The sequence below is a fragment of the Ectothiorhodospiraceae bacterium 2226 genome, assembly GCA_013348725.1.
GTDB lineage: Bacteria > Pseudomonadota > Gammaproteobacteria.
This window is the reverse complement of sequence record CP054689.1, coordinates 2,917,879-2,936,282: the sequence shown is the minus strand read 5'-3', so window position 1 is coordinate 2,936,282 and position 18,404 is coordinate 2,917,879. Positions and strand designations below refer to the sequence as shown.

Annotated in this window: 20 protein-coding genes; 10 read left to right on the top strand and 10 right to left on the bottom strand. The window is 69.6% G+C overall.

Going from position 1 to position 18,404, the window contains the following annotated elements:
• The first annotated feature begins 39 nt into the window (after nt 1-39).
• Together HUS23_14215 and HUS23_14210 are read left to right on the top strand one after the other, a co-directional pair.
• Nucleotides 40-531: a DUF2267 domain-containing protein gene (locus tag HUS23_14215; GenBank protein QKT04880.1), complete on the top strand. Its 492-nt coding sequence runs from the start codon at nt 40-42 to the stop codon at nt 529-531.
• Nucleotides 532-596: 65 nt separating this feature from the next.
• Complete coding sequence (locus tag HUS23_14210; GenBank protein ID QKT04879.1) at nt 597-1,163, top strand: HPF/RaiA family ribosome-associated protein; 567 nt, start codon at nt 597-599, stop codon at nt 1,161-1,163.
• On the opposite strand, the gene HUS23_14205 is transcribed toward HUS23_14210, so the two are convergent.
• Nucleotides 1,148-1,942 carry a chemotaxis protein CheR gene (locus HUS23_14205; protein QKT05107.1) on the bottom strand — a complete coding sequence of 265 codons (795 nt, stop codon included), beginning with the start codon at nt 1,940-1,942 and terminating at the stop codon, nt 1,148-1,150. The genes HUS23_14210 and HUS23_14205 overlap by 16 nt on opposite strands.
• Nucleotides 1,943-2,259: 317 nt before the next feature.
• On the opposite strand from HUS23_14205, the gene HUS23_14200 reads away from it, so the two are divergent.
• From HUS23_14200 to HUS23_14175, 6 genes are all read left to right on the top strand, one after another.
• Entirely contained in the window at nt 2,260-2,799 is a 540-nt protein-coding gene (locus HUS23_14200) for a hypothetical protein (protein QKT04878.1), read from the top strand.
• 5 nt (nt 2,800-2,804) lie between these two features.
• Entirely contained in the window at nt 2,805-3,260 is a 456-nt protein-coding gene (locus tag HUS23_14195; protein QKT04877.1) for an archease, read from the top strand.
• A gap of 24 nt (nt 3,261-3,284) precedes the next feature.
• Nucleotides 3,285-4,715: an RtcB family protein gene (locus HUS23_14190; GenBank protein ID QKT04876.1), complete on the top strand. Its 1,431-nt coding sequence runs from the start codon at nt 3,285-3,287 to the stop codon at nt 4,713-4,715.
• Between the two features lie 61 nt (nt 4,716-4,776).
• Nucleotides 4,777-5,499 (top strand): phosphatase PAP2 family protein, encoded by a 723-nt coding sequence (locus HUS23_14185; protein ID QKT04875.1) that lies wholly within the window; start codon nt 4,777-4,779, stop codon nt 5,497-5,499.
• A 78-nt stretch (nt 5,500-5,577) separates the two neighbouring features.
• The gene (locus HUS23_14180; protein QKT04874.1) at nt 5,578-6,249 is read left to right on the top strand and encodes a dienelactone hydrolase family protein; all 672 of its coding nucleotides are present in this window, start codon (nt 5,578-5,580) and stop codon (nt 6,247-6,249) included.
• The gene (locus tag HUS23_14175; protein ID QKT04873.1) at nt 6,239-7,225 is read left to right on the top strand and encodes a ribose-phosphate pyrophosphokinase; all 987 of its coding nucleotides are present in this window, start codon (nt 6,239-6,241) and stop codon (nt 7,223-7,225) included. Before HUS23_14180 ends, HUS23_14175 begins: the two co-directional genes overlap by 11 nt.
• A 24-nt stretch (nt 7,226-7,249) precedes the next feature.
• Here the strand turns inward: HUS23_14175 and HUS23_14170 are convergent, their stop codons facing one another.
• Entirely contained in the window at nt 7,250-8,317 is a 1,068-nt protein-coding gene (locus HUS23_14170; protein ID QKT04872.1) for a hypothetical protein, read from the bottom strand.
• Between the two features lie 267 nt (nt 8,318-8,584).
• On the opposite strand from HUS23_14170, the gene HUS23_14165 reads away from it, so the two are divergent.
• Complete coding sequence (locus tag HUS23_14165) at nt 8,585-8,980, top strand: Hsp20/alpha crystallin family protein (GenBank protein ID QKT05106.1); 396 nt, start codon at nt 8,585-8,587, stop codon at nt 8,978-8,980.
• A gap of 19 nt (nt 8,981-8,999) precedes the next feature.
• Here the strand turns inward: HUS23_14165 and HUS23_14160 are convergent, their stop codons facing one another.
• The 4 genes from HUS23_14160 to rimO form a co-directional block, all read right to left on the bottom strand.
• On the bottom strand, nt 9,000-9,404 hold the full coding sequence (locus HUS23_14160; protein ID QKT05105.1) for a hypothetical protein: 405 nt from the start codon (nt 9,402-9,404) through the stop codon (nt 9,000-9,002).
• Between the two features lie 110 nt (nt 9,405-9,514).
• The gene (locus HUS23_14155) at nt 9,515-10,045 is read right to left on the bottom strand and encodes a permease (GenBank protein ID QKT04871.1); all 531 of its coding nucleotides are present in this window, start codon (nt 10,043-10,045) and stop codon (nt 9,515-9,517) included.
• Nucleotides 10,046-10,112: 67 nt separating this feature from the next.
• On the bottom strand, nt 10,113-10,337 hold the full coding sequence (locus HUS23_14150) for a hypothetical protein (protein ID QKT05104.1): 225 nt from the start codon (nt 10,335-10,337) through the stop codon (nt 10,113-10,115).
• Nucleotides 10,338-10,417: 80 nt separating this feature from the next.
• Nucleotides 10,418-11,734 carry a 30S ribosomal protein S12 methylthiotransferase RimO gene (gene rimO / locus HUS23_14145; protein ID QKT04870.1) on the bottom strand — a complete coding sequence of 439 codons (1,317 nt, stop codon included), beginning with the start codon at nt 11,732-11,734 and terminating at the stop codon, nt 10,418-10,420.
• Between the two features lie 230 nt (nt 11,735-11,964).
• Between rimO and HUS23_14140 the strand changes: the two genes are divergently transcribed.
• Nucleotides 11,965-14,823 (top strand): EAL domain-containing protein, encoded by a 2,859-nt coding sequence (locus HUS23_14140; protein QKT04869.1) that lies wholly within the window; start codon nt 11,965-11,967, stop codon nt 14,821-14,823.
• Nucleotides 14,824-14,833: 10 nt separating this feature from the next.
• Here the strand turns inward: HUS23_14140 and HUS23_14135 are convergent, their stop codons facing one another.
• The 4 genes from HUS23_14135 to HUS23_14120 form a co-directional block, all read right to left on the bottom strand.
• Nucleotides 14,834-15,973 (bottom strand): 3-deoxy-7-phosphoheptulonate synthase, encoded by a 1,140-nt coding sequence (locus HUS23_14135; protein QKT04868.1) that lies wholly within the window; start codon nt 15,971-15,973, stop codon nt 14,834-14,836.
• 116 nt (nt 15,974-16,089) lie between these two features.
• The gene (locus HUS23_14130) at nt 16,090-16,965 is read right to left on the bottom strand and encodes a carbon-nitrogen hydrolase (GenBank protein QKT05103.1); all 876 of its coding nucleotides are present in this window, start codon (nt 16,963-16,965) and stop codon (nt 16,090-16,092) included.
• A gap of 25 nt (nt 16,966-16,990) precedes the next feature.
• Nucleotides 16,991-18,034 carry an agmatine deiminase family protein gene (locus tag HUS23_14125; GenBank protein ID QKT04867.1) on the bottom strand — a complete coding sequence of 348 codons (1,044 nt, stop codon included), beginning with the start codon at nt 18,032-18,034 and terminating at the stop codon, nt 16,991-16,993.
• A gap of 32 nt (nt 18,035-18,066) precedes the next feature.
• Nucleotides 18,067-18,345 (bottom strand): hypothetical protein, encoded by a 279-nt coding sequence (locus HUS23_14120; GenBank protein ID QKT04866.1) that lies wholly within the window; start codon nt 18,343-18,345, stop codon nt 18,067-18,069.
• Nucleotides 18,346-18,404 lie beyond the last annotated feature (59 nt).

Sequence of the window (18,404 nt, the reverse complement as noted above, 5' to 3'; positions counted from 1 at the left end):
ATGGCGCGCCAGGGACTGGAGCTACTCAGGAGGTGACCTATGAGCAGCACCGGAGTGCAGGTCTTCGACAAGACGTTGCAGACCAGTTCGGTATGGCTGTCGGAGATCATGGACGAGATGGCCTGGAAGGACCGCCACATGGCCTACGTGATCCTGCGTGCGGTGTTGCACGCGCTGCGCGACCGGCTGATGGCGGAGGAGGCGGTGGATCTCGGCGCGCAGTTGCCGATGCTGGTCCGCGGCTTGTATTACGAGGGTTGGCGGCCGGCTGGCAAGCCGCTGCGGTATCGTCACAAGGCCGAGTTTCTAGAGCGGCTCGGCCGGGAGCTGCCGGCAATGGACGAGGCGCAACTCGAGCGCAGTACGCGCGCCGTGTTCAAGGTGCTGGCCGATCATGTGACCCGTGGCGAGATCACTCAGGTAATCGCGCAGCTGCCCGCCGAGGTGCGCGCCTACTGGCCGCGCGAGTTTGCGGCGGCGGCGACGCAGGCTGCGCACGGCGAGCAGGGTGACCCCGCGCCGCGGCAGTAGTGCCAAATGCTCGAACTCGGGTTCTCGGGCGGCGCGACCAGCCGCGTGGCGACAAGGAGGTCAGGATGCAGATCCCCCTGCAAGTGACGTTTCGTAACATGGACACGCCGCCCGCCCTGGAGGCGGACGTGCGCGAGAAGGCGGCGAAGCTCGACGAGTTTTGTCCCGATATCATGAGTTGCCGCGTGGTGGTGGAGGCGCAGCATAAACACCATCACGCGGGCAATCTCTACCACGTGCGGGTCGATCTCACGGTGCCGGGCCGCGAGTTGGTGGTCAGCCGCGAGCGCGATCAGCATCATGCGCACGAGGATCCCTACGTGGCGGTACGCGACGCCTTCGACGCCGCGCGCCGCCAACTGCAGGACTATGAGCACCGCCGCCAGCGCCACGTGAAGCGGCATGAGCCGCCGAGCCATGGCCGGATCCTGGAGATCAACCCCGCGCAGGACTTCGGCCGCATCGAGACCAGCGACGGGCGCGACGTCTATTTCCACCGCAACAGCGTGCTCGATGCCGATTTCGACCGGCTCGACGTCGGCACCGAGGTACGCTTCGACGAAGAGATGGGCGAGCAGGGGCCGCAGGCCAGCACGGTGCATGTGATCGGCAAGCATCACATTCCCGGCTGAGGCAGGGACGGCTCGAGCGGGCGCCGGCGGTAGAGCGGCCGGCCCGGCGCAAGCGGCTGAAAGTCGTCGTTGGGCGGCAGGCGCTCGTGCGCGCCGAGAACCAGAATGCCGCGGGGCGCCAGGCTCTCGCGCAGGTGGGCGAGGACCTGTTGCTGGACCGCGGGCGCGAAATAGGTGAACGCGAGGTTGCGGCACAGGATCAACTGGAAACGGCCGTCCGGCCTTGCTTTGCGCAGATCTTGTTCCAGGAAGCGTACGTCCGCCCGTAGCGCTTCGATCAGGCAGTAGCCCTCGGGGCGCGTCTCGAACGCGGCCGCTAGCCACGCGGCCGGCAGCTCGCGCAGGCTGCTGCGCGGGTAGCAGGCGCGGCGGGCGCGCGCCAGCAAGGGGCGCTCGAGATCCGTGGCCGTGATCTCGATTTGTACCCGGGGGGCGCGCGGCGCGACCGCGAAGTGCCAGATCAAGGCGAGGGTGTAGGCCTCCTCGCCGGAGGCGCAGCCTGCGCTCCAGCAGCGCAACCGCGCCGCCTCGTCGAACGGGCCGCTCGCGAGGGCCGGCAGGATCTCGTCGCGTAGCGTGTCGAACAGCGCGCGGTCGCGGTAGAAGCGCGAGATCGTGATATGGCAGAGCGCGTCCAGCAGCGGCCACTCGGCTGGCTCGTGCTCAAGGTACGCCCGGTACTCGACCGTGCTCGCGATGCCGAGTGCGCGCATGCGCGCGCCGATGCGGCGGCACACCTGCCGACGCACACGGCGAAAGCCCGCCCAGCGCAGCTGCAAGCGCGGCAGGGCCCACTGCAGCAGGGCGACGCACTCCGGATCGTTCACGGCAGTCTCTTCAACGGGCGGCACCCCCGGGCGCTAGGAAACTCTCCAACGTTTCTAACCACGTTGCCCAATGGTTCTAGCAGGCGCCGGTGCCGTTGTTGTACCCCGCGGCATGCGCGCGGCTATGCTCAGTGTTTGGAACCCGCAAGCAAGAGGAGAAGGGTGCGCTTACGTCGAGGAGCTCGACTTCCACTCTCTGGACGAGGACGAGCTGCTACGGGTTCGCTGTTACCACTGACCGGCGCGCCACGGCGTGCACGAACATGGCCATGACCGACTGGAACACTGTAGCAACCGTGGTGGGGCCTCAGTACCGGCGCGTACGGGCATTGTTGGCGCACTTCGGCGCGGCGAGCACCAGCGACTACCTCAACGTGTTGCTGGTGCGCGTGGCGGACATCCCCGCCTTTCTGGACGCCCTCGCCGACGAACTCGCGGCCCGACCCGATGCCGCGGCGAGTGTCAGCCGCGTGGTGCCCCTCACGCACACCTTCGACTTCCAAACCCCCGAGGCCTTTGAGCAGGTGGCCGACCTGGCGGTGCGGGAATGGCTTCCGCAACTGCGCGGCGCGCGCTTTCACGTGCGCATGCACCGGCGCGGCTTCAAGGGGCGCCTGTCGAGCCAGGCCGAGGAGCAGCGCCTGGACGCCCTGCTGATGGCGGCCCTGCAACCCGACGACGGCGGCGCGCGCATCAGCTTCGACGACCCCGATTTCATCATCGCGGTGGAGACGGTCGGGCAGCGCGGCGGTGCCTCGTGCTGGTCGCGCGAGCAGCGCGCGCGCTACCCGTTTCTGAAGCTGGATTGAAGCCCATGACCGAACACGCACCGCCGGAAGCGGGTGCCCGGCCGCGTCCGAGCTGGAGCCATTACACCCACGGGGCGGACATCGGGGTGCGCGGTCGCGGGCCGAGCAAGGCGAGCGCCTTTGAGCAGGCGGCGCTCGCGCTCGCGGCGGTGGTGGCCGATCCGGCGCAGCTGGGTGACGCGGTGCAGATCGACATCGCCTGTGAGGCGCCGGACGATGAGCTGCTGCTCGCCGACTGGCTCAACGCCCTGGTGTACGAGATGGCGGTCGGCGGGCTGCTGTTCAGCCGCTTCGAGGTCCGCCTCGAGCCGGGGCGCCTGCAGGCCAAGGCCTGGGGCGAGCGCGTGGACCTCAGCCGCCACGAGCCGGTGGTGGAGGTGAAGGGCGCGACCTACACGACGCTGCGGGTGGCGCAGGAGCCTGACGGCGCGTGGGTAGCGCAGTGCGTCGTGGACGTGTGAGAACGTCAGCAATACGGAGGCGCTATGGACATCGCGCGGTTGAATAAGTTATCCGACTACGCCTGGGAGATCCCACGCGCGGGCGCGATGCGCGTGCCCGCCGTACTGTACGCCAGCGAAGCGCTGGTAACCGCCATGGACGAGAAGGTCTACGAGCAGGCGGTGAACGTGGCCGCGCTGCCCGGCATCGTGGCGGGCTCCTATGCGATGCCCGATGCGCACTGGGGCTATGGTTTTCCCATCGGCGGCGTGGCGGCCTTCGATCCCGACGAGGGTGGGGTCATCTCGGCCGGCGGCGTCGGCTTCGACATCTCCTGCGGTGTACGCGCGCTGCACACCGGCGTGAGCGCCGCGCGCATCCGAGAGGTGCAGAGCACGCTGGCGGACGTGTTGTTCCATGCCATTCCCGCCGGCGTCGGCAGCACCAGCCGGCTGCGCCTGGATGCCCGCGCCATGGACGACATGCTCGAAGGGGGCGCCGCCTGGGCCGTCGCGCAAGGCTTCGGCACGCCGGCCGACCTGGAGCGCATCGAGGAACGCGGCCACATGGCCGGCGCCGATCCCTCGCAGGTCTCGGCCAAGGCCAAGCAGCGCCAAAAGGACGAGATGGGCACCCTCGGCTCGGGCAACCATTACCTGGAGGTGCAGCGGGTGGCCGAGATCTACCTGCCGGATGTGGCCGAGGCCTTCGCGTTGCGCGAGGGCGACGCGATCATCAGCATCCACTGCGGCTCGCGCGGCCTGGGCCACCAGATCGGCACCGAGTTTCTGCGCGAGATGGTCATTGCCGCCGGCCAGTACGGCATCGACCTGCCGGACCGCGAACTGGCCTGCGCGCCGATCCGCTCGCCCGTGGGCGAGGCCTACCTCGGCGCCATGCGCGCGGGCATCAACTGCGCGCTGGCGAACCGGCAGATCCTCACCCAAACCACCCGCGAGGCGGTGGCGCGGGTGCTACCGGAGGCCGAGCTCGGCCTGCTCTACGACGTCTCGCACAACACCTGCAAGGTGGAGGAACACGTTGTCGACGGCGCATCGCGCCGCCTGTTCGTGCACCGCAAGGGCGCCACCCGCGCCTTCGGCCCCGGCCACCCCGAACTGCCGCCGGCGCTGCGCCCGGTGGGCCAGCCGGTGCTGATCGGCGGCTCCATGGGCACCGGCTCCTACGTGTTGGTCGGCAGCGAGACGGGCGAGGCACGCGCGTTCAGCTCGGCCTGCCACGGCGCGGGACGCGCCATGAGCCGCCACGGCGCCACGCGCCGGTGGCGCGGGCGCGGCGTGGTGGAGGAACTGGCCGCGCGCGGCATCCTGATTCGCAGCCGCAGCATGCGCGGCGTGGCGGAGGAGGCGCCCGGCGCCTACAAGGACGTGGGCGAGGTGGTGGACGCCGCGGAACGGGCGGGGCTGGCCCGCAAGGTGGCGCGGCTGGAGCCGATGATCTGCGTGAAGGGGTAGCTGGCGAATCCCCGCATGCCGGCCCGGCGAGCGTATCAAGACGCGAAGGGGAGGGGCATGGGTGTTGGCGACGCGCGGCGGCGGACTGTTGAACTGGATCGGCTCCAACCCGCTGCCGATCCTGCTCAGCCTGCTGATCCTGGCGGGCGGCGCCTGGGGGTTCATCGAACTGGCCGACGAGGTGCTGGAGGGTGCCACCCAAAGCGTGGACGAGCGCATCCTGCTCGCCATGCGCACGCCGGGCGATCCCGCCACCCCCATCGGCCCCCCCTGGCTTGCCGAACTCGGCCGCGATGTGACGGCGCTGGGGGGCGTGGCGGTGCTCACCACCATGGTCCTGATCAGCGCGGGCTACCTGCTGCTCGCGGCCAAGTACCGCAGCGCCGTGTTCATGGTGCTCGCGGTGGCCGGGGGCCTGGTGCTGAGCAGCCTGCTGAAGCTCGCCATCGACCGGCCCCGGCCGGAACTCGTCTCGCACGAGTCGCTGGTGTACACCGCGAGCTTCCCCAGCGGCCACGCCATGATGGCGGCGGTGACCTACCTCACGCTTGCGGTGATGCTGGCGCGCGTGCAGCCGCGGCGGCGCCTGAAGGCCTACCTGTTGTTGGTCGCGCTGCTGATCACGGTGGCGGTGGGGCTGAGCCGCATCTATGTCGGGGTGCATTGGCCGAGCGACGTGCTGGCCGGCTGGACCGCCGGGGCCGCCTGGGCCGCGCTGTGTTGGCTGGTCGCGCTCTGGCTGCAGCGCAGTGGGCGGGTGGAGCCGGCCGACCAGGAGCCCTAGGCAGGCCGCCGGCGGAACCCGGCGGCTTGCTGCGCTAGAGTGAATACGAGCTTCGCACGCGTTGCGAGGAGGCCCACCATGGACGAACGGGTGCCCACGCAGGAGGTCACAGTGCAGGCCGGCGTGGCGGCGCTGCCCGGCTTCCTCAGCATGCCCGATCCCGCGCGCGGGCTGGTGGTGTTCGTACACGGCAGCGGCAGCAGCCGCTTCAGCTCGCGCAACCGCTTCGTCGCCGAGGCTCTCAATGCCGGCGGTCTCGCCACTCTGCTGTTCGATCTGCTGACCGCGGACGAGCACGCCATCGACGCCATCACCGCGGAGCTGCGCTTCGACATCGGCCTGCTCACCGAGCGCCTGGTCGGTGTGCTGGACTGGATCGAGCAACAGAGCGCCTTGCAGGCGCTGCCGGTGGTCCTGTTCGGCGCGAGCACAGGTGCCGCCGCCGCCCTGGATGCGGCGGCCGAGCGCCCGGCGCGCGTCGCCGCGATGATCTCGCGTGGCGGCCGACCCGATCTCGCCACCGCCTTGTCGCGGGTACGCGCGCCGACGCTGCTGATCGTGGGCGGCGACGACATCGCGGTAATCGGCATGAACCGCCGCGCGGCGGCGCAGCTCGCGGTGGAGCATCGCCTGGAGATCGTGCCCGGCGCGACCCATTTGTTCGAGGAGCCCGGCACGCTGGAGGAGGTCGCGCGCCTGGCCCGTGCGTGGTGCGCTGCGCATCTGCCCGGTGAGCGGGATGACGCTTAGCGTCTTCGCGCTAGGTACCAGCCACCCGTTCGGCGAGCGGGTCGCCGAGACGCTCGGCAGCCCCCTCGCGCCCCTCGAGGAGCGCGAGTTCGAGGACGGCGAGCACAAGGCGCGGCCGCTCGTGAGCGTGCGTGGCCACGACGTGTACGTCATCCATGCGCTGCATGGCGAGCCGGCGCAGAGCGCCAACGACAAGCTGGTGCGCCTGCTGCTGTTCCTCGGCACGCTGCGCGACGCGGGGGCGGCCCGCGTGACGGCCGTCATCCCCTACCTCTGCTACGCGCGCAAGGACCGGCGCACCAAGTCGCGCGATCCGGTCTCCACGCGCTATGTGGCGGCGCTGCTCGAGGCGGTGGGGACCGACCGCGTGGTCACCCTCGACGCGCACAACTTAGCCGCCTATCAGAATGCCTTTCGCATACCCGCCGAGCACCTGGAGGCGCGGCCGGTGTTCGCGGCGCACTTCGCGCGCGCCTTGGCAGGCGCGCAGCTCGCCGTGGTCTCGCCCGACGTCGGCGGCATCAAGCGCGCCGAGGTCTTCCGCGAGACGCTGGAGGCGCGCCTCGGCCGGCCGGTGGCGCGCGCCTTCATGGAGAAGCAGCGCAGCGCCGGGGTGGTATCGGGCGATCGGCTGGTCGGCGAGGTGGCCGGGCGCACGGTGGTGTTGGTGGACGATTTGATCAGCAGCGGCGAGACGCTGCGCCGCGCCGGCGCGGCGTGCCGGGCGCAAGGCGCCACGCGCGTGCTCGCGGCGGCCACGCACGGCGTGTTCTCCATGCGCGCCGATGCGGTGCTGCAGGGCGCTGAGTTGGAACGGGTGGTGGTGAGCGACGCGGTGTTCCCCTTCCACCGCCTCGGCGAGGCGGCGCGTGGGCGTGTGGAGGTGCTGAGCGTCGCGCCGCTTGTCGCCGAGGCCATTCGTCGGCTGCACCAGGACGGCTCGCTGGTCGACCTGCTGGAGGGGTGGGGCGATTAGCCTGGCCCGCAGGCAGCCGGGCACCTAGCGCGCGCCATCCGTGGCCGGCATGATGGCGCGCGCGCCGTAGCGGCGCGCAAGACCGAGATAGCGCTGCCCGCGGCTCACCCAGCGCGCATGCTCGCGACGGGCGTGGTCGTCCAGATGGAGCACCGACAGGCGCGCCCGCACCGTGGCGCGATAGGCCTTGTAGAAATCCACCAGCGGCGTCGGCGGCGCGTCCTCGGTGATCGCCGTGTAGGTGGCCAGGGCGACCTCGCCGACGAACGGGGCGCCGAGCAACTCGCACTCCATGCCGAGATACGCCAGCTCGTCCGCCGGGTCCAGCACGCGGAACGCCGGATTGAATTCCAGGCAATCGATGAACACCGGGGCGGGCGCGAGACAGACATGCTCGGGCCGCAAGTCGCCGTGGCCCTCCACGATGCGGCGTTGGCGCACGCGGCGCGTGAGCAAGTCCGCATGGCTGTCCAGAAACGTGCGCTGCTCGTGTGTTGCCTGTTCCACCTCGGCAGGCGACAGGCCGTAGCGCGGCTCGGTCAGCACACGATGGTTCGCGATGACCCCGTCCTCGAAGCGCTTGCGGTACTCGTGGGCATTGACGCCGAGCGGGGCGGCGTGGCGGTAGAAACGCGCCAGTACGGTGGCGAAACGCCGCACGTCCTCGGGGCCGACGGTGCGCGCGGTGAGCGCTTGATCCAGCATCAGCGCGCGCGGCAGGCGGCGCATCTTGACCAGCCAGTCCACCGGCTCGCCGCGCCCGTCGACGGCCAGCGCGCCGTAGCGGTCCTGCGTGAGCGGCAGCACCGCCAGGTAGACCTCGCGCGCGAGGCGCCGATTCAGGCGCAGTTCCTCCTGGCAGTAGTGGCGCCGCGCCTCCAGGGTGGTGAAGTCGAGAAAACTGTGGCGCACCGGCTTCTTGAGCTTGTAGGCGTGGTGCTCGGTGAGGAACACGCAGGACATGTGGGTCTGGACGAACGCCACCGGCTCGCCGGGCCGCGTCTCGGGGTAGCTGTCCGCGCGGCGCAGGAACGCGATCTTGGCGTCGAGCTCGACCTCGCGTGGCGTGGATACCCTGGCCTCGTCCGACATGTGCCCTCCTGGCGGCGCGCGCTCATTTCAAGTGTATAAGCGCCTCCAAGCGAATGCAGGGGCGATGCGGCTTGCGCGGCGCGCATGCTGGGTCAATGCTTGGGCGCGGGGCGATTGCCTGGACAATGACGATCAAGGAGGATTGCAATGGCAGAGAAGCAGGAAGGTCGACAGCAAGACGATGGCGGTCAGGAACTCTCCCGCCGGCAGGCGCAGGTTCCGTCTGCGGCCGAGCGCGGCCGGTACCCGTTAACGCCGTTCGAGGAAATGGAACGGATGATGGACCGCCTGATGGGATCTTGGGGACTGCCGATGCGCTGGGATTTACCCAGTCTGGCGCGCACGGACATGCGCCTCGATCGCCAGTTCCCACGCGTCGACGTAGTGGACCGCGAGGACGAGTTGTTGGTGCGCGCCGAGCTACTCGAGGTATCGGTGGAAGAGGGCAGCGTGACCATCAAGGGCAGCAGTGAGCGCGAGGAGAAGGAAGAGCGCGGCGACTACTACCGCTGCGAGATCGCCCAGGGAGCCTTCTCACGCACCCTGTCGCTGCCGAGCCCGGTGGACAGCGAAAAGGCCAAGGCCACGTTCCGCAATGGGATACTGGAGCTCACGCTTCCGAAGCTGGAGATGGCCAAGCGGCGCAGCGTCAAGGTGGAATAGCGGCCGACACCGGCGGCGTTCAGCCATACAGGCGCAGGGCGCCGCCGGCCTCCACGGCCCGCAGCAGGCCGAGCGCGCCGAGGCCGGCGAGCGCCGGCAGTAGGATCGACGCGGCGAGGCGCAGCAGGGCGAAGCGCCCGCCCAGCATCGGCCACTCGAAGGCCAGCACGCGGTGCAGCGCGATCACCGACCACGCCGTGATCAGGGTGACCATCTGCGCCATCCCGGCCCCCGCGTCCCACAGCACCAAGGCGAGTGGAAAGGCCACCATCGGCCCGCCCGGCAGTAAGCCGCCCACCAGCGTGGCGACGAGGATGCCGCGCAGCCCCGCCTCGTCACCCAGCCAGCGGCCGATGACATCGGCCGGCACCAAAGCCGCGAGGATGCTGGCGGCGAGCAACGCGAGCGGCAGGCGCACGAGCAGCGGGCGCGCCTCGCTCCACGCGCGGCGGGCGGCGGCGCCGTGCGGGCGTGCCGGATGACGCTGGGCGGCCCATACCAGCCCCGCCAGCATGACGACCAGTACCGCGAGCGCTACAGCCATGAGGGCGAACGCCGTAGCAGAGCGGCCGTGATCCAGCCGGCCAGGAAGGGTAGCGGCAGCGAGGCGAGGTAGCGCAGCAACACGAAGCCCTCGCCGAGCAGCGGGACCTCCCAGATGATGATGCGGTGCAGGCCCAGGGTGGACCACGCCGTCAGGTAGGCGACGCACACGGGCGCGCCGACACCCGCGCGGTACAGCGCGGCGACCAACGGAAACGCGGCAAAGGGCCCGCCCGGCGTGAGGGCACCGGCCACGGTCGCCACCGCGAGGCCGCGCCAACCGCCGCGTCCGCCCAGCCATTGTTGCAGACGCTCGCGCGGCAGCAGTTGCTGCACATAGCCGCTTACCAGCAGCGCGGCGGCCAGGATGGGCACCAGCAAGGCGAGCAGGCCGAAGGTGTTCAGGCTCGCGGCGCTCAGCGCCGTCCAGCCCTCGCGGTAGAGCAGCCAACCGCCGCCGACCAGGATGATCAGCAGAAAGATCCCGTTGATCCAGGGCGACGCCCCGCCGCGCGCCGCCATCACGGCGCGGCCGCGCCGCCCGGCGGGCGATCGTCCGCCGTCGAGGCTTGGGCGCGGAATAACGCAGTCAATGCGCGGTCGTCGACAGAAACTGTGTCAACTCCCAGTGCCCGGAGGGGACATCGTGCCGAATGAGGTAGATCGCCGCGTCCTTGCCCCGCAGCTTGAAATAACGGTGGTCGCGCGCAAGCCAACGGTCCAGCACTTCCTCGACCTCCACGCTGCGCGCGCCGAGCTGGAACCGCGTGGGCTCAGGCTCGGCGCCCGCCGGGGCGGCGCATTCCACCAGCAGCTTGAAAGCCGGTGCGTCCATCGGCATTCGACATTCCTTCCCTCGTCCGTGAGTGCGCGCGCGGCGCGTGTCCCAGCGGGCTACAGCGCCCGCGCGTAGAGGTCGTGCGCGTCCGCGCCGGTGATCTCCACCTCCAGGAACTCGCCGGCCGCGGCTTGCGCGCCCGCCACATGCACCACGCCGTCGATCTCCGGTGCGTCCGCCGCACTGCGCGCCAGCACGCCGTTCTCGCCCGCCTCATCCACCAGCACGCGCATGCGCCGGCCGATGCGCGTGGCAAGACGCGCGGCGCTGATCCGCGCCTGCGCCGCCATGAGCCGCGCGAGGCGCTCCTGCTTGAGCGCTTCGGGCACCGCCCCGTCCAGGGCGTTGGCTGCCGCGCCCTCGACCGGAGAATAGGCAAAGGCGCCGACTCGGTCCAACTGCGCTTCTTCCAGAAACTCCAGCAGTTGCGCGAAGTCGTCCTCGGTCTCGCCCGGGAAACCCACGATGAAGGTGCTGCGCAAGGTAAGCTCCGGGCAGCGCGCGCGCCAGTCGCGCACGCGCGCCAGGGTGTTCTCGCTGCGTGCCGGGCGGCGCATGGCCTTCAGCACGCGTGGACTGGCATGCTGGAAGGGGATGTCGAGATAGGGCAGGACCAGGCCCTCGGCCATGAGGTCGATGACCTCGTCGACATGCGGATAGGGATAGACGTAGTGCATGCGCACCCACACCCCGAGTTCGCCCAGCGCGCGCGCGAGATCGGCGAAGCGCGTCTTGAGCGGCCGACCACCCCAGAAACCGGTGCGGTACTTGATGTCCACACCATAGGCGCTGGTGTCCTGCGAGACCACCAGCAGCTCGCGCACGCCGGCGTCCACCAGCCGCTGCGCCTCGTCCATGACCTCGCCGATGGGGCGGCTCACCAAGTCGCCGCGCAAGGAGGGAATGATGCAGAAGGTGCAGCGGTGATTGCAGCCCTCGCTGATCTTCAGATAGGCGTAATGACGCGGCGTGAGCTTGATGCCCTGGGGCGGGATGAGACTGGTGTAAGGGTCATGCTGCGGCGGTAGGTGCTGGTGCACGGCAGCCATGACTTCCTCGAGCGCGTGCGGGCCCGTCACCGCCAGCACCTGCGGGTGGGTCTCGCGCACCACGTCGCCCTTGGCGCCGAGGCAGCCGGTGACGATCACGCGACCGTTCTCTGCCAGCGCCTCGCCGATGGCGTCCAGCGACTCCTCCACCGCCGCGTCGATGAAGCCGCAGGTGTTCACCACCACCAGATCGGCGTCGTCGTAGTCCGGACTGATCTGGTAGCCCTCGGCGCGTAGCTGAGTGAGCACGCGCTCGGAATCGACCAATGCCTTGGGGCAGCCGAGGCTGACGAAACCGACTTTCGGGGGCGCCGACACGGGCATGCGGGAGGCCTCGTTCCGTTTGAAAACCGCCCATCTTAGGATGCGCGGGAAGGGCGCACAAGTGTGCGCGATCAGATAGCTGAAGATAATGCCGCCGGGGTCGATTCGTCGCGCAAAAGCGGGCATGCTTCGCGCATGCTAAGCGGAACGCGTGCGGTTCGACCGGCGGCAGGGAGCGCCGAATCGGATTTCGACCGTCCAAAAAAGAAAACACAATGAAGGCGGGTGGGATGCACGCCGGACCGGGACGCTGGGATTCCTTGCGCGCGCGGCTGTTGTTGTTGGTGCTGTTCGCGATGCTGCCGAGCGTGGCGCTGCTTGCCTACTCAGTGGCGGAGCAGCACAGGCAAGCCGCACAGCGTGCCGAACACGAGACGCTGATGCTGGTGCAGGCGATCGCGCGCGAGCAGGCGCTGCATTTGGCCACCACGCGCCTCACGCTGCGCGCGCTGGCTAAGCTGCCCGCCCTGCGTGCTCCGGGCGGGGCCTGCGACAGCCTGCTCGCCAGCCTGTTGAGCGCCCATCCCTATTACACGAACCTGGCGGCCGCCACCCCTGAGGGCGATGTCTACTGCAGCGGGCTGCCGTTCTCGTCCGCGGTCAACGCCGGCGATCACGCCTTCTTCCGACGCACCCTCGAGACCCAAGCCTTCAGTGCCGGCGATTATCAGGTCGGACGCATCACCGGGCTGCCGGCGGTGAATTTCGGTTACCCCATCCTCGACAGCGACGGCGAACTCGCGGGTGTGGCCTTCGCGGCGCTGGACCTCGAATGGGTCAAGGAGCTCACCCTGCGCGCGCAGCTTCCACGCGGGGCCGTCCTGCTGATGATCGACCCCGCCGGCGGCGTGATCGCCCGGATCGGCCACGATGGGCGGTGGTTGACGCGCGGCGACCCAGCCGCACCCTTGCGCCGGGCGCTGGCGACGGACCGCGAAGGCGGCACCGTGCGAGTGATGGCGGAGGACGGCACCACGCGCTTACACGCCTACGCGCCCTTCTACCAGGGAGCCTCGGGGACGAGCTACGTGTCGGTCGGCGTGCCTGCGGTGGAGGCTTTGGCTGTAGCCCGCGGGGATCTACTGCGTAACCTCGGCTTGCTGTTACTGGTCGCCAGCCTGGCGATCTTCGCGGCGTGGTTCGGCAGCGAGGTGTTTCTGCTGCGGCGCGTGCGGGCGCTCGGCGAGGCCTCGCGACGCCTCGCCCAGGGCGATCTGAAGGCCCGCTCGGGCCTGCAACGGGGGGGCGACGAGTTGGGCTGCCTCGCCGCGGCCTTCGACGACATGGCCGGCTCGTTACAGCGGGTGAATCGGGCCCTGCGCACCCTCAGCGCGGGAAACCGGGCGTTGGTGCGCGCCACCGATGAGCACGAACTCTTGCAGGATATCTGTCGCATCGTGGTGGAGGTCGGGGGATACCGCTGTGCGTGGGTGTGCCATGCGCGGCACACCGAGGCGGATAAGGTGGCTGTGGAGGTATGGGCCGCCGCGGGCCCGGCGGCAACCACGGCACCCCCCATCGACGCCCAAACCCTTGCCGGGCTCGATGCCGGCGCGCCGTTGGTGGTGAAGCGCTGCGGGCAGGGACACACCGAGGTGCCCGACGGATGCCGCGCGTTGGCGGTGCTTCCCCTGCGCGCTGACGGGGAGTCGCTCGGGGCGCTGGTAATCTGCGCCGCAAGCCCCGACTGTTTCGATGCCGAGGCCTTGGAACTCCTGGAAGAGACCGCCGGCGACCTGGCCTACGGTATCGGCAATCTGCGCGCGCGCAGCGAGCGGCGCCAGGCGCAGGATCTGATCGAGCGCATGGCCTACCACGATACGCTTACCGGCTTGCCCAATCAGGCCGCCATGGAACAGCACCTGCGCACATCGCTAGGCAGGGAGGGCGGCGCGGCACGAGGCGCGATGCTGATGGTCGACCTGGAACGTTTTCGCGAAATCAACGAAGCGCTGGGCTTCCACCAAGGCGACCAGTTGCTCAAGGCCGCGGCGCAGAGACTCAGCGAGGCGGTGCCGGGCGGCGCGATGGTGGCGCGTTTGCGGGGCGACGAGTTCGCCGTGCTGCTGAGCCCGGCCGACGCCGATACTGCCTCGTCGGTGGCCCAGGGGATCCGCGAAGCGCTGGACCGGCCGTTTCCGTTGGGCGGGCTGTCGCTGCGCATCAACGCCGTGATCGGCATCGCGCTTGCCCCGGAGCACGGGGACGAACCGGCGCGCTTGGGGCGTCATGCGGACGTGGCGGTGCGTCAGGCGAAGCGCTCGCGCAGACCGTTCGCAGTGTACGACCCGAGCGCCGACGAGGACGGCCCGCAGCGGCTGGCCTTGGCGAGCGATCTGCGCCACGCGATCGATGCCGGAGCGCTGGACCTTTACTACCAGCCCAAGATCGACCTGCGCCAGAATGCGCTATGCGGCGTCGAGGCGCTGGTGCGCTGGCGCCATCCCGTGCGCGGGATGGTGTCGCCCGATGAGTTCGTATCGCTGGCCGAGCACACCGGGCTCATCAAGCCGCTTACCCTGTGGGTGCTGGAACAGGCCCTGGGGCAAGCCGCTGCCTGGCGCAGCGCCGGTGTATCGATCCCCATCGCGGTCAACCTGTCGGCCTGGAACCTGCGTGACCGGAACCTGCTGCCCAAGATCGAAGAATTGTTCGCGCGCTGGGGGGCGGGTCCCGGCTGGCTGGATCTGGAGATCACCGAGAGCGCCATGATGGAGGATCCGGAGGGGGCGGTGGGCACGCTGCGTGCGTTAAGTGCGCTCGGTATCGGGCTGTTCATCGACGACTTCGGCACCGGCTACTCATCGCTGAGCTATCTGACCAAGCTGCCCGTCAACGCGGTGAAGATTGACAAGTCCTTTGTGATGGACATGCTGTCCAACCCGCAGTCCGCGGCGGTGGTGCACTCGACCATAGGCTTGGCGCACGATCTGCAAATCGCGGTGGTGGCGGAGGGCGTGGAAGATGCCATCGTGAGCGAGCGCCTTGCCAACTGGGGCTGCGATGTGGGGCAAGGCTATTTCTACGGCCGGCCCGCGCCCGCCGAGGAACTGGTGGTCGCGAAGGGGCGGATAACGCGCTGCCAGTGAGCGCGCCGGACTAGCTTCGGGCAGCGCCCGCGGGCGTGGTCGCCGCCCGGCGGGCGAGGGCCACGCGCTTTTCGTAGGCCTCGCGCGCGATGGCGACGTCTTCCACGAAGTGCGCGAGTTCGGACAAAAGCAGGGCTTGCGGCCCGTCCACCAGCGCGCGGGTCGGCGCCGGATGGAAGTCCACCAGAATCATGTTCGCCCCCGCGATCACCCCCTGCGCCGTCACGTGCATCACGTCCAGCAGGCCGTCGGGCGAGGCGTCGCGCGTCCCCACCGAGTGCGAGGGATCGATGCACACCGGCATGCGCGTGAGGCGCTTGACCACCGGCACGTGCGCGAAGTCCACCATATTGCGGTGCGGGTCGCCCATGTTGGTCTTCATGCCGCGCAGCCCGAACACCACCTTGCGGTTGCCCTCGCTGGCCAGGTACTCGGCCGCGTTGAGCGACTCCTCCAGCGTGATGCCGAAGCCGCGCTTGAGCAGCACCGGCAGCTCCTTCTGGCGTCCGACGATCTTGAGCAGCTCGAAGTTCTGCGTGTTGCGCGTGCCGATCTGCAGCATTACCCCGGTGGGGGAGCCGGTCTGTTCCAGGGCCTCGCGGATCTCGTCCACGTGCGACTCGTGGGTGACCTCCATGGCGATGACCTTGATGCCGTATTTGCCGGCCGACTCGAACACATAGGGCAGACACGACTTGCCGTGGCCCTGGAAGGAGTAGGGGTTGGTGCGCGGCTTGTAGGCGCCCATGCGGGTGCAGACCAGGCCCTGATCGCGCAGCGCGCGCATCATCTGCTCCACGTGCTCGCGGGTGTCCACCGCGCACAGCCCGGCGAAGATGTTCAGGTTGTCCTGCCCGAAGCGTACGCCGTTGTACTCGAAGTGCGAGGGGCGGGTCTCGTCCTTGTGCCGCCCCAGCACGCGGTATTCGGCCGACACGCGCACCACCCGGTCCACCCCCGGCAGGCTCTCGATGTCCTTCTCGTCCAGGCCCGCGGTGTCGCCAATCAGGTAGAGCTCGGTGAGGACCTGCTGCGCGCCGTGCTCCTCGTGCACCCGCACCCGAATGTTCCGCAAGCCGCCGAGGTACTCGAGTACGCGGCGGCCTTCGGGACTGTCGGTGCCGATATGCGGTTGGAGAATGACGATCATGGTGACTCCTTACAGCGCGCGATGAACGGAGCATAGCCGGGGCGCGAGCGCCCCGGCGGTCCAGGCGCTGCAGCAGCCGATATTATCTCAAAGGCGGGGCCGCGCGATCCAGCGCGTCAGCGGTCGCGATAGCGCAGCAGCAGGTCCTGGTAGGCGTCGATGCGCCGGTCGCGCAGGTAGGGCCACATGCGCCGCACCTGCTCGCCGCGCGCGAGGTCCACATCCACCACCAACACCTCGGGCTCGCTGCCGGCCTGGGCGAGAAACTCGCCCTGCGGCCCGGCCACGAAGCTCGACCCCCAGAATGCGATGCCCTCGCTGGCGCCGCTGGGATCGGGTTCGTGCCCGACCCGGTTGCAGGCCAGCACGGGCAGTCCGTTGGCGATGGCGTGCGCGCGCTGAATGGTGATCCAGGCCTCGCGCTGGCGCGCGCGTTCGTCCTCGGGGTCGCGCATGTCCCAGCCGATGGCGGTGGGGTAGAGCAGCAGCTCGGCCCCCGCCATGGCCATCAGGCGCGCCCCCTCGGGAAACCACTGGTCCCAGCACACCAATACGCCCAGGCGGCCGACCGAGGTGTCGATCGGCGCAAAGCCCGTGTCGCCGGGGGTGAAGTAGAACTTCTCGTAGTAGCCCGGGTCGTCCGGGATGTGCATCTTACGGTAGGTGCCGGCGATGGAGCCGTCGCGCTCGAACACCACCGCGGTGTTGTGGTACAGACCCGCGGCGCGCCGCTCGAACAAGGAGGCGACCAGCACCACGCCGAGTTCGCGCGCCAGCGCGCCCAGCGCCTCGGTGCTCGGGCCGGGGATCGGTTCGGCCAGATCGAAGTTGGCCGGGTCCTCGCACTGACAGAAATACGGGCCCGTGTGCAGCTCCTGCAACAGAACGAGCTGCGCGCCGCGTGCGGCGGCATCGCGCACGCCCGCCATGCTCGCGGCGAGGTTGGCCTCGCGCTCGGTACCACAGCCGTGCTGTACCAGTCCTACCTTGATCACGTGCCCCTCCTTGCCCACGGTGTCAGCCGTCCTCGCCGCCGCCCAGCACCCCGGCCGGCACCTGCATGGTGACGCAGTGCAGGCTGCCGAACTGATGAATGAGCGGCAGGCAGTCGATGCCTACGACCTCGCGCTCCGGAAAACATTCCGCCAGGCGCGCGAGCGCCTCGGCATCCGCCGCATCGCGGTAGGTCGGCACCAGCACCGCGCCGTTGATGATGAGGAAGTTGGCGTAGGTCGCCGGCAGGCGTTCGCCGCGTTCGTCGTGCTTGGCGCCCGGCCAGGGCAGGGGCACCAGGCGGTAGGGCGAGCCGTCGGCGCGGCGCAAGGCCTGCAGTTCGGCCTCCATCGCCTGTAGCTCCGTGTAGTGTTCGTCGGCGGGGTCGTCGCAGCGCACGTAGGCGATGGTGTCGGAATCGCAAAAACGCGCCAGGGTATCGATGTGGCTGTCGGTGTCGTCGCCCACCAGGTAGCCGTGCTCCAGCCACAGCACGCGCTCGATCCCCATCAGCTCGCCGAACTGCGCCTCCAGCGCCTGGCAGCCGAGCGCGGGGTTGCGCATCGGGGAGAGCAGACAGCGGGTGGTGGTGAGCAGCGTGCCGGCGCCGTCGACCTCGATGCTGCCGCCTTCCAAGACCAGGTCGACGGCGCGCAGCGCATGGTCGCCGAACGCCCCTTGCGCGTGCAGCACCCCGGTGAGCGCGTTGTCGAGGCGCGCCTCGTACTTACGCCCCCATCCGTTGAACGTGAAATCGAGCAGCGTGGGGTGCGTGCCGTCCAGCACCGTGATCGGCCCGTGGTCGCGGACCCAGGTGTCGTTGGACGGCGCGATGTGCAGGTGCAGACGCTCGGCGGGCACCGCATCGGCGAGCAGGTCCGCAACGTGCGCGCGATGGGCCGCGTCCCGACAGCTCACCAGCACGTGCTCGCGGCGCCCAACCTCGCGGGCGATCGCGACGAATACGGGTTCGACCTCGGCGAGGCGCGGGGCCCAGTCGCTAGCGGCGTGGGGCCACGTGAGCATGACGCCGCTTTGCGGCGCCCATTCGGCGGGCAGTCGCAGCATGGACCGACTCCTGAAGCTGGGGAACGCTGGGTTCAGCGGGCGTGGGGCACGGCGTGGATGACGTACTGGTTCTCGAAATACACGGTGTAGGCGTCGTAGACCCAGCGGCTGATGGGCGGCTCGCCGACCGCGGCGCGGCGCTCGGCCGGCGCCCCGTAGTCGCGCTCCACCCGATCCTTGGACATGCCCTTGACCGGCATCTGGATGGCCACCTCGGCGGCCCACTCCGGACCGGGCACGTCCACCGATTGGGCGCTACCGGCGACTGCAAAGCCCATCGCAATGAACAGCATGGCGGCGAAACGCGGCATGGAACGCTCCCCTCAGATCTTCCGCGCGACTATACTGTACGTCCGGCCGCCGAGTAAAA